Origin of the sequence: Scytonema hofmannii PCC 7110 (genome assembly GCF_000346485.2) — a bacterium.
GTDB classification, from domain to species: domain Bacteria; phylum Cyanobacteriota; class Cyanobacteriia; order Cyanobacteriales; family Nostocaceae; genus Scytonema; species Scytonema hofmannii.
Genome location: NZ_KQ976354.1, coordinates 10,399,704 through 10,413,120, shown reverse-complemented (window position 1 = coordinate 10,413,120; position 13,417 = coordinate 10,399,704). Strand labels below are relative to the sequence as shown.

At 40.1% G+C, this 13,417-nt stretch carries 12 protein-coding genes; 7 read left to right on the top strand and 5 right to left on the bottom strand.

Annotated elements, in window-relative coordinates; translation table 11 throughout:
- Positions 1–139 precede the first annotated feature (139 nt).
- Complete coding sequence (locus WA1_RS43840) at positions 140–3,154, top strand: hypothetical protein (RefSeq protein ID WP_017744664.1); 3,015 nt, start codon at positions 140–142, stop codon at positions 3,152–3,154.
- A gap of 295 nt (positions 3,155–3,449) precedes the next feature.
- On the opposite strand, the gene WA1_RS43830 is transcribed toward WA1_RS43840, so the two are convergent.
- Complete coding sequence (locus WA1_RS43830; protein ID WP_017744662.1) at positions 3,450–4,085, bottom strand: hypothetical protein; 636 nt, start codon at positions 4,083–4,085, stop codon at positions 3,450–3,452.
- 232 nt (positions 4,086–4,317) lie between these two features.
- On the opposite strand from WA1_RS43830, the gene WA1_RS43825 reads away from it, so the two are divergent.
- Positions 4,318–5,646: an nSTAND1 domain-containing NTPase gene (locus tag WA1_RS43825; RefSeq protein ID WP_017744661.1), complete on the top strand. Its 1,329-nt coding sequence runs from the start codon at positions 4,318–4,320 to the stop codon at positions 5,644–5,646.
- Positions 5,643–8,357 (top strand): hypothetical protein, encoded by a 2,715-nt coding sequence (locus WA1_RS60935; RefSeq protein WP_017744660.1) that lies wholly within the window; start codon positions 5,643–5,645, stop codon positions 8,355–8,357. The genes WA1_RS43825 and WA1_RS60935 overlap by 4 nt, the downstream gene beginning before the upstream one ends.
- Positions 8,358–8,426: 69 nt before the next feature.
- Here WA1_RS60935 and WA1_RS43815 read toward each other — a convergent pair whose 3' ends face one another.
- The gene (locus tag WA1_RS43815) at positions 8,427–9,062 is read right to left on the bottom strand and encodes an Imm5 family immunity protein (protein ID WP_017744659.1); all 636 of its coding nucleotides are present in this window, start codon (positions 9,060–9,062) and stop codon (positions 8,427–8,429) included.
- A 41-nt stretch (positions 9,063–9,103) separates the two neighbouring features.
- Here WA1_RS43815 and WA1_RS43810 point away from each other — a divergent pair, with 41 nt between their 5' ends.
- Both WA1_RS43810 and WA1_RS43805 read left to right on the top strand, forming a co-directional pair.
- Complete coding sequence (locus tag WA1_RS43810; protein WP_017744658.1) at positions 9,104–9,328, top strand: hypothetical protein; 225 nt, start codon at positions 9,104–9,106, stop codon at positions 9,326–9,328.
- Between the two features lie 154 nt (positions 9,329–9,482).
- On the top strand, positions 9,483–9,791 hold the full coding sequence (locus WA1_RS43805) for a PadR family transcriptional regulator (protein ID WP_017744657.1): 309 nt from the start codon (positions 9,483–9,485) through the stop codon (positions 9,789–9,791).
- 74 nt (positions 9,792–9,865) lie between these two features.
- Here WA1_RS43805 and WA1_RS43800 read toward each other — a convergent pair whose 3' ends face one another.
- Both WA1_RS43800 and WA1_RS43795 read right to left on the bottom strand, forming a co-directional pair.
- On the bottom strand, positions 9,866–10,312 hold the full coding sequence (locus WA1_RS43800; protein WP_017744656.1) for a type II toxin-antitoxin system VapC family toxin: 447 nt from the start codon (positions 10,310–10,312) through the stop codon (positions 9,866–9,868).
- The gene (locus tag WA1_RS43795) at positions 10,309–10,548 is read right to left on the bottom strand and encodes a hypothetical protein (protein WP_017744655.1); all 240 of its coding nucleotides are present in this window, start codon (positions 10,546–10,548) and stop codon (positions 10,309–10,311) included. Before WA1_RS43795 ends, WA1_RS43800 begins: the two co-directional genes overlap by 4 nt.
- 104 nt (positions 10,549–10,652) lie before the next feature.
- Between WA1_RS43795 and WA1_RS43790 the strand changes: the two genes are divergently transcribed.
- Positions 10,653–11,177 (top strand): hypothetical protein, encoded by a 525-nt coding sequence (locus WA1_RS43790; protein WP_017744654.1) that lies wholly within the window; start codon positions 10,653–10,655, stop codon positions 11,175–11,177.
- A 32-nt stretch (positions 11,178–11,209) separates the two neighbouring features.
- Here the strand turns inward: WA1_RS43790 and WA1_RS43785 are convergent, their stop codons facing one another.
- The gene (locus tag WA1_RS43785; protein ID WP_017744653.1) at positions 11,210–11,443 is read right to left on the bottom strand and encodes a DUF433 domain-containing protein; all 234 of its coding nucleotides are present in this window, start codon (positions 11,441–11,443) and stop codon (positions 11,210–11,212) included.
- Between the two features lie 569 nt (positions 11,444–12,012).
- On the opposite strand from WA1_RS43785, the gene WA1_RS43780 reads away from it, so the two are divergent.
- Positions 12,013–13,230 carry a chromate transporter gene (locus WA1_RS43780; protein WP_017744652.1) on the top strand — a complete coding sequence of 406 codons (1,218 nt, stop codon included), beginning with the start codon at positions 12,013–12,015 and terminating at the stop codon, positions 13,228–13,230.
- The last annotated feature ends 187 nt before the right edge of the window (positions 13,231–13,417 follow it).

The window sequence follows — 13,417 nt, the reverse complement described above, 5'->3', positions numbered from 1 at the left end:
CCCATCCCACAAGAATGTAGATTTTTGATTTAAAAGCCCCCAACGATATTTCGTGGAAATCTCTGATGTCAGTACCTGAACCAGGAATTATACTAAGTATTCACCGAACAAGCCATAGATAAGGCTAGGAGCTAGTAGAGTGAGTACTATACGAACAGGTAACAACGAGCTGGTTTTTGTGGACTACAGCGATATACTGGACAAAATTTTACAAGTTCTACGAAATCAGCAGCCTAAAAACCTGTTTGGGGTATCAACCGATGGTATGCGACTGCGTATTGATGTTGATGCTGTCGCTAGTCAAGTTGCTCAGTTGCAGATGAGTAATCCTTTAGGTGCTGCTGCTAATAATGCAAAATCTGCTACTGTCAATTTTAGTCCGGGTTGTAAAGAATTATTTCCTGATAAAATTCAGGCGATCGCAGATTGTGTCAGACAGATATTAGGAGATGCGATCGCGCAGCAGCGTCCTTCTGCTAACGTAAAAGAGTTTGTAGAAAGTTTAGTGACAGATTTGCAAACCTTTAAAGGTGATACAGCTAGCTTAAACTTCACCTATCCGTTTAGCTCCTATGAAGGTTTACAGAAGCAAAGATTAACCGTTCCAGACAGAAATCATAAAGAAAAAGCCGTCTTAAGATTTCACAAGCTAACAATTGCCGTACAAAAAACACGTGAGTTTAACGAGCACTTAAAAAAAGGTTTAGAGCAGTACATAAAAGTTCAGTGTGCGTCTGCAAATGAAGAAGAACGAGAAGAGCTAGGTTATCTTCTTGACGATTTATACAAAGATAAGGACAACCCGCAATTAGATTTTTATCGACTTCAGCGAATTATAGATACAGAAACACTAGGGAAACTGAAGAAAAAAGCACAAATAAACTATCTAGAGTATCTCTACGAGAACGTTAACACCGATACTAGATCTAGCAATACCGAAGCAGTTATTTATCTCCAAGATACAATTAGAAGATTAAGGCTAATTGAAGAATATATCAATGAGGCTAATAAAGCAGATGGAGATTACCTAGTCACCTATGCTGGTGTTTCATTGAACTACAAAGATATTTTTTCACGTGCAGAAGCATATGAAATGCTACCGATTATTCCCAAAATAGAAGGGTATTTGGGAGAAACAACAGATGATGAACGGGGAGAAGTCCAATTTATCTTAGGTGTTAAGCTCAAATTTGACGGCAAAGTACAGGCATATGGTGGTAAAAAGGTATTTGAATACTATTTGAATTTGCTCGATCCTGAAAGTCAACAACATAAAGAAGAACTAGCAAATCCTTTAAGAAAGGAAATATTTGCTAGAAAGGTTTTAAAGATTCTCTTTCTGTACTATTGTCTGTTTGCAATTAACCCTAAATTATCACAATTAGAGTACAATCCAATTTCTAACTTTGAGCAAAAAGTAGTACAAATCTTTAAAAAGGATGACGAAAATACCAAACAGCAACTTTTAAGCAATATTGTTAAATATTTTAAAGAATATAACATTCAAGAAAAAATCAGTAAGCTGAAAAAGTTACTTGTTCAACTGATTAACTCTGGACGAACTTTTTCCATCAGAGAATATCCCCAGCATCTTTCTATCAGTCAAGGTATTCTTGAACAAGATATTCACACAATTCTTCACCAAAGTACATTTTTTAAACCAATTTTAAAAGGAAATCCAAAAGAAGTTATTAAATACATCTCTGTTGGTGACGCAAATGTTAAAGAAGATGCGCTTTGCAGTCTTCCAGCTAAAATTACGATTACCGATATTCACTATGTGGCGACTGAAGACAAGCAAACCTTTAAAATGGATTACGAGCAAACAAATATAGGTGCATTACCCTTATTATTTTTGCCTTGGTCAGATAAAAAATGTCAGGATATTTACAAAAGTCATTTTATCAACAGAAAATTATTATTATTTCCTTATAAGTTAGAAAATAGTAAACTGGAATCTCAAGAACTATTTCTTTACAGATTTACCTTTGGTTTGTTAACATACATATGTCTTAGAGTGTTGTTACACAAACAAAATAAATTATTTATACCGATTTTACGGTTGCACCAGCATACTAAAGAAGATGATGCACCGATAGAAAAATTTATTGCGTCTTTTGCTCACGTTTTATCTCATTTGTTAAATGAAAGACATCGCTCTAACACACAGGGAGTTGACATTAGAGATTTACAGAGTAAAGGAAAGTTCAAAGTACCTAACGTTCTGAGTTCCTTATATTCGGTATTACCGAAATCATTTACCTTCTCTAATTCTTCAGACTTTCCCAGAAATATTAACAAGTTAGCAATTGTGATAGTTTCCAGCCGAGAAAGTGACAGAAGGTGGAATGGTTCTCAAAAAATATCGAATTTGATGGGAGAAATCTTGTTGTTAAGCTGTCAAGAGAGTACCGTCAGAGTTCAATTGCTAAAAACTTTTTCCGAAAATTACGAACATCAACAAATGTTCAGGAATCCAACTGTTATTATTGATGAGGTTGCGAAACTATACGGAAAAGGTTGCAGGCATTTTCTCTACATTGCGAAAGCTCCTTATACCAGTACGTTAAATATGACAAAAACTGAAGACGATAGGCTCTTTTTCCTATCGCAAGAAGTTATTGGAGCCTTGAAAGCACAGCATCAAGATATCAAAATTTACCCCATGTTTTTTGATAAATACTATGCTGTTAGGTCACAAAAAATTGATGTCAGTGCGTCTTTATATATTCAAGATACAGCAGAACTGACTAATCTGGTAGACGACCCCAGTAAAAAATCTGTTGTTTTCTTTAACTTATTTAATGGAGTTATTGTTGGAACCCGCAGCGATCGCTACTACAATGGGGTGATTTCCTACTCTACTTTTTTAAATATTTATGAAGGTATACTTGATGAGGAAGATATTTATAAGGGTCTCATTTTTAAAGGGGAACTGAAAAATGAAATTTTGCAGTATTTAACCTTGTTTCACTTCTCTCGTTATGAAAAAGCAAAAGATATCAATCTTAAACTAGATCCTTACGAAAATTTGATTGGGGAGAATTCAGTAGGTTCATTGTCATTGTTTAGCCATATGAGAGGTAAGGTAGATTTTAATTCTCTCGCATTTTTGACAGAGGTTAAGAAAATCTTAAATGTACAATTTGTATGAAGAAGGTAGGTTGGGTTGAGGAACGAAACCCAACAAATACTTTCGGTGAATTTCACATTTCATATCAACCCCTCAGAATAGAATTCTGGGGCTATACAAACAAAGTCCGCCTGCGCGGACTAGATGATATGAATTATATATTATTATTCTCGTTACAAGGCTCTGCCTCCAATATTTTAAAGTAGGTAGGTAAACTTCTTGCAAAAATTCAAAAAAATGAATAATTAACCGCAGATGAACGCAGATACACGCTGATGTAATTTACTTATACAAAAGGTTTAATGATTTAGGATTTTTATAGCTGACAAATTGCTTTGAAAACTTGTAGTAACTGGATTGCATCCTCAGATTCCATTAAATTAAGTATTGGCATTAACTGATATACGGGCGGATTTACCTGTTGAATATAAATAAATTGATAAATCCTTCCATTTGTCGTCAATCCCCAAACAGGTGTTTGCTCTTCTAACTTTTCATAAACATAAGTGAGCAATTGAGGTAAACCAGCTAACGCATCAATATCAGTGTTTTTAGCTTCGATCGCTAATACCCAAAAATATGGTTTGTTCTTGGCTAATTTAATCTTGTTGATAGCTAAAATATCTATTCTTCCAGTAATTATGGTATCCTCGTCTTCAATAACCAAATCGGCAATATTCTCTTCCAATCCAATTTTTACAGGAGAGCGATAAAATCCAGCCAGTCGCATTAAGGGAAAGATTGTTAAAGCTTTAACCAGCCCTTCCAAAACTTTGCTTTCTATTAAATAGTTGTCAAAGTCTGTTTGGATTTGCAAAAGTTCTTGCTGTTCAAATTCCGTTAAAGGTTTTAAAGATAATAATGAAGTAAACGAGTTATTATACTGCCTTTGAAAACCAAAGAATCGATGAACGTCTCCTATAGTTAGGTTTTTAGCTTGTAAAAGTGTCATAAATTTAATTTTTACGATTATTTATATTATACCCAGTGGCTAAACCTTAAAAGCAATTATGCCTTATAGACTTGCTTTTCCTCTTTCTTCTCTTCGAGACGCTTCGCGAACGTGTCCTTTGCGTCTTTGCGGTTCATTTAAATAAGTAATCTTTGGACGAGACAGGAGTAAGACAACTTTTTAGGAATTTAGTGATACACTGATTATCAACTCAAATGTTGTAATTTCCTGGATGCTCTGTGAAATTCCTGTAAGAATCCTGTTTTTAGCAGCAGATCCGAGCGACGCTTCTCGTTTGCGATCGCAGCAAGAGTTGCGGGATATTGAAGACAGGTTGCGAATAGCCAAAGAACTAGGAAAATACAAGCTAGAGAATCATGGATCTGTTCGCGTCGATGATATTACACGGGCAATATTTGATGTTAACCCGCATATTATACATTTCTCCGGGCATGGTATTCATACAGGCGAACTTTGCTTTGAGAACGAAAGTGGTAATATTCAGCTAGTCAAGCCGGATGCTTTGGCTGCATTGTTTAAATTGTTCGCATCGCAAGTCTACTGTATAGTATTGAACGCTTGTCATTCTGAAATTCAAGCAAAAGCAATTGCCGAACACATCCCGTTTGTGATAGGGATGAATGATGCGATCGGCGATCGAGCAGCGATCGCATTTGCTGTGGGTTTTTACGAAGCATTAGCAGCAAATCGTTCCATTGAAGAAGCGTATGATTTTGGTTGTGTACGGATTCAACTTCAAGGTTTTCCAGAGCACCTCAAACCAGTCATTTATCAGAAACAACCTCTGATTTCCTTTCCAACATCAGAACCTAAAAAAACAATTGCAAATCCTTTTATTCCCCAAGTAGGTAGAGTTGAAGATCCAAGACAGTTTTTTGGACGGGAACGAGACATTCAACGGGTGTTTGAGGTGCTAGAAAGTGGTAGTAGTGTTGCTTTGATAGGAGAGGAGGGGATTGGCAAATCGTCTTTGCTATGGGCAATTTGCCAACAAGCTGAAACTCGGCTTGAATCACCACGTCTGCCAATTTTCCTTGATTTGAATGAAATTGGTAATGAAAGTGACTTTTACATTGCTTTATGCGACAAACTGGATATCCCTGAATGCAAAGGCTACAAACTAACTCGTAGTTTACGACAGCATCCAAAAAAAGTACTGCTGGCTATAGATAATGTGGCGAAATTTACTTGGAAGGGATTTACTCGCCAAGTCAGAGATCAGTTGCGTGCTTTGGCAGAAGGAAATGATGCTCCTATACGATTGATTCTTGCTGCGAGTGAACCACTAGATAACTTATTTAATGACAGTCACGATAAAGGTAAAACATCACCGCTAGCAGGTATTTGTCAAGAGGAACAAATCAAGCGTTGGGATGAAACGACTATGCGTGATTTTATTGCCAATCGGTTGGCTGGAACTGGTGTAAGTTTTTCAGAGGAGACAATAACTCAACTCGTACAGCAAAGTGACGGACACCCTCGACGACTTGTGCAAATATGCTACCGAGCTTTTGCTCAGTATGTGGGGGGTATGTTATGAACCAACAATGCTCTGTTCCCCTTCTAGACTTAGCCCCCAAACTCAAGCGCCCCCTCGCCCTATGGAACCCACTGGATTACCTACGCTTGTTGTACTGGGTGTTTTTCTTTCCCCAAGCATTGCGATGGTATGTAGACACGTTTGGTGGTGGATACGGTGGATACAATCTTGAAGGAGAAATGAATTGGTCAAGGGGACGGAAGTTACGGCAACAAAATCCCATCCAACGTCAATTGCTTTTACAAGAGTTATTGTTAACAGTTGTTACACCTCCAGTTTTAGGTTTGATTTTCCAAAACCTAGGCTTTCCGATTGAATTGTTTTTCGTGACGTTTGGCGTGATAAGTGGAGTGTCGTTAGGCATGGGGTCTGGCGTGGGGTTTGGCGTGGCGTTAGGCGTGCCGTTAGGCGTGGGGTTTGGCGTGATAGGTGGCGTGGCGTTAGGTATGGCGAGTGACGTGGTGGCGAGTGGCGTGGGGTTTGGCGTGGGATTTAGTGTGGGGTTTGGCGTGCCGTTAGGCGTGGGGTTTGGTGTAGCGAGTGGCGTGGGGTTTGGTGTAGCGTTTGGCGTGGCGCGTGGCGTGGCGTTTGGCGTGGCGTTTGGCGTGGCGTTTGGCGTGGTGGGGTTTGGCGTGGCGTTTGGCGTGGCGTTTGGTGTGGCGTTTGGTGTAGTAAGTGGCGTGGCAATACTCCGTCCAGATAATTGGCTTATTGGCTCATCTTTTAATCTGCGACATCTTCAAAAGAATAGTTGGTTACTCCCCCGCATAACTTCGCTTCCTTTACCTTATCTTTCTGTCCGCTTGCAGAATTGGCTTCAACAGGATTGGGAAATAGGCGTGCATAATGTTAATCAGCTGCTGGCTTATACGTTGCAATTCATTCCTGTTGTGGAAGCCATTAATCGGGAACTTGCTAAGACTCCATCAGAGCAAATAATTTGGCGTGTTTCTCGGCTCGCTGACACTCCTTATGATTGGCAAGTTATACGTTTTGCCTCAGCTTCTTTGGGTGCGATGCTTAAGGCGGAGACTATTAGAGGTATCTGGTTCTTACCTGGTAACTGGCGACGAAGGTTGCAAAGCCGTTTTGTTACAAATACGCGACTAGACACTCCTGCTCGTGCTGTTGCAGCTGGTTTTTGGCATCTCCATGAAAAAGAACCCGTGAAAGCGATCGCAGCTTTTGAAGTAGTGCGTTCTCTTCTCTACGGAGAGGAAATGTTTATCCTTGCCCAAACTCTAGTTGCTCTTTATCAAGCAAGGGAACCAGCTACTATTGCTGCTTTACAACTACCGACTTTTCCACAAGAACCTCTACTGCGTCCAACGACTTGGCAAGCACTGACGACTCTCCATCGCGTAATTGAAGATACCCAAGTTGTTCTACGTAGCGCGTCTCGTACTGCTCGTTCCTTTGCTCTCAACCGCGCACAAGGAGAACTCAAAAAGGTACTGGACGATGCCAACACCCTACCGCAAGCAGAACAGGGACTAATAGTAGATATCGCAGACACTTGGAAAGAAGCGTTACTATCAGTCGTTGGTGAAGTAGGAGAAATTTCTATTACTAAGCCTATCCGCAATCCCTACATTATTGGCGACCCCGTTGTGGGGGAACGCTTTGTTGGACGGGAAGATGTGATGAGACAGTTGGAGGAACTTTGGTTGATGGGTCAACAACTCCAGTCTGTGGTTATCTACGGTCACAGGCGGATGGGCAAAACCTCTATTCTGAAAAACGCTGCTAACTTGGTTGGATCTGGGGTAAAGGTGGCTTACGTGAATTTACTGGAAGTGGGAGATGCACCTTCAGGAGTTGGAGAGGTATTAATCGCTATGAGTGATGCTGTTTCTCAAGTCATGAACTTGCAACCGCCTCCTGATGAAGAACTTTTGAATCTTCCCCTCCCTACATTTAGACGTTATTTGCAAAAGGTTATAGAAACTTTAGATGATACATCTTTAATTATTGCTCTAGACGAATTTGAGAAAATTGAAGATTTAATTGCGGCGGGAAAAATCCCTGTAGATTTTATGGGATTTTTGCGGGGACTCGTACAAATGAGTTCTAAAGTTGCTTTTGCGTTTGCAGGTTTGCATACCTTAGAAGAAATGACAGCAGATTACTTCCAACCTTTCTTTGCTAGCGTCATTCCCATCCACGTTAACTTCCAAAAACGTGCTGCTACCCGCCAAATTTTAGCAAACCCAGATGAAGATTTTTCTCTTGACTACACCTTAGAAGCTCTAGATAAAATTTATGACCTTACCAACGGACAACCTTTTTTAGTTCAACTCGTGGGTTTTCAGCTAGTTCGCCGCTATAACGACCAAGTTTTTGAGCAACAACGCCCCCGCGATCCTGTTTTTGGATTGACAGATGTGGAAGCAGTTATCAATGAAGACTTCTTCAAGCGAGGACGCTATTATTTTGATGGGGTTTGGGGTCAAGCGGCGCGAGGTGCAGCTCATCAACAGGCGATAATTAGAGCGATCGCCCTTGGCGCAAGCCGTACCCGGCTTATCGCACCTCATGAAGAAGGGCTAAGTTTAGATATTTTGTCTCATGCTACAGGTATTGATGGAGCTAGTTTACAGCCAGCACTTCAAACTTTGAAGCGTCATGATGTCATTGAAGAAATTGAAGGGCGCTATCGAATTACCGTAGAACTCTTCCGCCGTTGGGTTGTACAATTCAGTGACCAGTGACCAATCCCCTGGGTTTTGTAGTACGCTACCGACAAACTATGGATTATAGCAATCGCACCATCTTTGTAATTAAGAAGCTTCAGGCAAAGGAATATCTATCTTCTCATCTTTTATAACCTCCCACGCATAGGGAACATCAACATTTAACCACCACGACCAAAATTCCAAACGCTTCGCAGAATCTGATTTTCCAGAAATAGTCTCCCACACTGCACCATTTGCATAAGCACAAGCAGCAAAGAAAGCAGCATCATTCGCTTCTGTATCTCGATTATCTGTCAGATTAAAATCAATCTCATCCGGGTCAAAATTTTCATCAAAAATTGCAGTATCAAGCGATGCAACTGCTGCACATCCAACAGTAAAAGCCATACCCGAATCGTCATAACCTAATTGTTGCATTTGTCGCCATAAATGTTGGCTCTCTTTTTCTGCGAAAGCTTTACTAACATCTCCAGAAATAACTTTTTCCGCTAGGGTAAGAATTTGTTGCGGTCTATCATCATTCTTGAATCTTCGATTCCAAATCGGGAGTACATGACGGACTGTAGAGATTGCTAGTGCTGTACGTCTTAGATGACCATTATCACCAAATGCCGCCCAAATAGCATGACGATCACCTAGATTTAAGTCATGCTGGGGATGACGATACACTGATTCTAAAGCCTCTTGAATCAGATTTTGTAGCTCAGAGGGAATCGCCATAAGCACCTTCCTTTAGAGAACTCCACGAAAAAAAATGCCCAATGGCATCTGAACGCAACTCGCGTAAAGTGAAGAATCTCATTGAAATGCTCGCGTTAAGCTTTGAGATGCTTCGTTATGCTTACGCTACACTGAGCATGACAACATTGGATCAATTATTCTGTGGGGTTCTCTTACTTGCCCAGATATCTATGATAAACGATAAACGAACTTTACTTGACCATGAGAATAAAACAGCCAGATACCGTCAGGGTCAGCGATCGTAATATATTGAAGAAGTTGAGGGAACGCTATCGAATTACTGTGAAACTTTTTCGTCGTTGGGTTCTACAATTAACGTGAGCAGTGACCAGTAACCAGTGACCAGTCAAGAGAAGGTGAGCGAGTGTCACTCCTTCAAGCACAAGTCTAGAGAACAAGATGGATGACAAAGATTTTTACTCCGGTCTAATTCGACTTCACATTCTTCATCATGCAGTTCATGAGACAATTTTTGGTTTGGGTATAATTGAAGAATTAGCGCGACACGGCTACAAGCTGAGTGCAGGAACCCTTTATCCAATGCTTCATGACATGGAACGCAAGGGCTATCTTCACTCAACCGTTGAACGTTCGGGAAGACATTCGCGCCGAGTTTATTGCGCGACCCCATTGGGTAAACAAGTTTTAGAAGATGCCAAACAAAAAGTTAAAGAACTGTTCGGAGAATTATTTGAAGATAGGGGTTAGGGGTGGTTTCAGACAGTCAGAGAAAACCCCCGACTTTTATTGCTCCATTCGTTGCTTGTAGATTTGCCTAGCCTCTAGCTGTTTATGCTATTGGGGTGAATAATAGTAATTCCTTCAACTGCTACAAAGTCTTTTGGGTTTAAAGTAAGAAGATGGCTGATGTTATGAGCAAGCATCACTGCTTGTATACGTAAATCGTGGGTGCGTTTGCCTGAAATCTTGTAAGTTGTAGCAAGGCTAAACCAAAGGCGAAATATATCTGGTGTTTCTTCTAGCCACTCAAACTGATTTATTAGCATTTGCACTGCTCGTTCGGCTTCTTCTGGTGTCCACCCCAATCCATTTACAGCAACAGGACGAGTGGCTACAACCCAAAATTCAATTAAAACTTGAGATGTAATAAAACATCGGTGATAATTAGATATTAGATGCTTTATTGTTCTAAGGACAAGATTGTAATCGGGTGAAGCTATATCTCTTGAACGTAAAAGGATATTAGTATTTAATAGATAATGAGTCATACTTCATCATCATAGATATTTTCTCGACGCAGAGCTTCATCAGAAAGATTGGCATAGCTTTTTGGTGCTGTATCTATCCACTCTTGCCAAAGTAACAATCTCTCTTCTAATGTTAGAAACTTACTAGTTCGCAAAATTAAATGTTTATTACTAAGCTTTTCTTGAAAGAGTTGTTGCTCTTCGAGAGAGAGGTTTAGTACCACTTCTACGAGGGAGTTGACAAGTTGTACATTCATGGTTATGTATGCGTTTTACTCTAATTTTATCATAAGCGTCAAAATATATTTAGCTCCAATACACTTCGTATGATAATGGAACGCATTGCTGATGGAGAGCCACTATGACAGCTATTATCTTGGATGTAGAAAAATTTCAATATATCGACCCCCAACAAGTGGCAAGTTATCTTCGATCGCATGGTTGGCATCAACAGAAAATTAAAGGTGACAAAGCCAACCTTTGGACTCTAGACGATTTTGAAATTCTACTCCCCCTTAAACCAGAAATTGTTGACTTTAAGGGGCGGATGGCAGAAGTATTAGAAACCCTAGCATTAGCAGAAAATCGCTCTCAAATTGAGGTTTATAGCTCACTCATTACCAATGCACCCAACATCACCATTCAAGGGTTAGTTACACACATTGAAACACCATTGGCTGACACAATGAGTGGCGAGATTACATTATTTGGCGTAGTTGTCGATAGACTGCGTCCAATCAAAACAGAATTAGCTGACCGTGATTATATATTAGCTATTAAGGCATATCAAGAGCGGCTGCCAGTCCTTTGTACGGGAGATTTAATTAAAGAAAATGAGATATTTATTCTCATTAATTCCCACAATCTTCAGATAGATAATAGCTGATATATAGCAATCCACCGAATAGAATTCGGGGGTCAGTGACAGCTTTGAGATAGCTCAATAATGCGATCGTCCAAGTAGGAAGAGGCAAAAATTAAAGCTTGCCGAATGTCTTCTTCTTCCAGTTCCGGGAACTCTTGACTCAGTTCTTCTCGCTCTGGATAAGTAGCCAGTAACTCAATAACCCGACGAACTGTGAGACGAAGATTACGAATGCAGGGCTGTCCATTCATCCGATTGGGATTGCTGGTGATACGGTCTAATTTCATTACACGCAAAATTGAGCTTCGATGACCAACATTGACAATCCTAGCGCACCAACGATATATTTTTTCTCAAAAATTCCCACAATCTTCAGCTAGATAATAGCTGATATATATAGCAATCCTATTTGATTTTTGAACTACACGTAGGTAGGGCTATGCCGCACGCAAGCTTTAGTTGGTGGGCATAGCCCTACCTACGGTACTTAAAGTTTTTCATAAATGATTTAGGATTCCTATACCAATCCTAAATCATTTTTAAAATTATCTCTTCACTCTTTTCTTTGCGCTCTTTGCGTCTTTGCGGTTAATAAATTTATCCATAAAATAGGACTGCTATAGATTCGCTCACCTTTTTGACGTTATCCATACATACCCCGGTAATTTGCTAGAAATAATGTATTTATAAGGTTTGTCAAAACCACACAACATTTCCGTCATTGGGAATATAGAATTTCGATATCGATTTACGATACTATCCTTGTGCAATCTCTTTGAAGAAAGAGTATATGTGTTAAATCAAACATTAATTACGCAATACTACGGTTACAAATAGAAAGCTAAGGTTTGCAACAATGTCTCAAAATACTGAAGGAACTCAGTCGCCAGAACAACAGATCCCATATGCTGAATTAGCCCCGCAACAACAAAAACAACGACTCAAAGAATTAGCTCTCGTCTTTTTGAAATTGGGTGCAATTGCTTTTGGGGGTCCTGCGGCGCACATCGCCATGATGGATGATGAAGTGGTTACTCGTCGCCAATGGTTGAGCCGCGAGAAACTATTAGATTTGTTAGGTGTCACCAACCTGATACCCGGTCCCAATTCTACCGAGCTTGCTATTCATATTGGTTATGAGAGAGCGGGATGGCGCGGACTGCTCGTTGCAGGTTCATGTTTCATCCTACCTGCCATGCTTATTGTTTGGACACTGGCTGCCATTTACGATCGCTACCAAAAGGTTCCGCAAGTTGAATGGTTGCTCTATGGCATTAAACCCGTCATCATTGCCATTGTGGCACAAGCATTGTGGCAGTTAGGCAAAAAAGCTATTAAGAATATTCCTACCGCCATCACCGCAGGAGCAACGATCATTGCTTTTTTCTTGGGAGTAGATGAACTCCTGTTGCTGCTACTAGCTGGTTTAGGAGTCATGCTGGTGAAAAATTTGTGGCGCAATAAGGGTAGAACAACAGGGGCTTGGCTGTTACCTGCTTCTTTTTTCCTAGCACAAACAGGTGCTTCAACTCCTGTGGCTGCATCATCTGTTAGCTGGCTCAACGTATTTCTTTTCTTTCTGAAAATTGGCTCAGTACTTTATGGTAGCGGCTACGTGCTATTAGCCTTCTTGCAACGAGAACTAGTAGAACGAAATCAATGGCTGACCTCCCAACAACTTCTAGATGCAGTTGCTATTGGTCAGTTTACACCAGGTCCCGTATTCACGACAGCAACCTTTATTGGCTATCTGTTGGGTGGTCATGCAGGAGCGATCGCAGGAACAATTGGCATTTTTCTTCCCGCCTTTGTTTTGGTATGGATAATTAACCCTTGGGTTCCAAAGTTGCGTCAATCGCCTTGGGTCAGTCGTTTCTTAGATGGAGTCAATGCAGCTTCTTTGGGGTTAATGGCAGTAGTCACTTATACTCTTGGACGTGCTGCACTGGTAGATCTGTTAACAATTGTATTGGCGGTTTTGAGTGCAATCGTGGTGTTCCGTTTTAAGGTAAACTCCGCTTGGTTAGTTCTTGCAGGGGGAATAGTAGGTTTGGTGGCAAAATTGTTAACTTAGGTCAAATTGTGCCTTAATCTTATATTTTTGCTTTCCATTATGTTATATAAATGTTCTTGAATAAAACAATGTAACAAAGGCAAACCTGTTAAGCAGGTAACAAGCCTAAAAGTATTTTTGGCTTGGAAAAACTGTTTGGTAATAAAAACTAGAAAAACGAAGATAGACTTTTGAATATTGTGAGAAA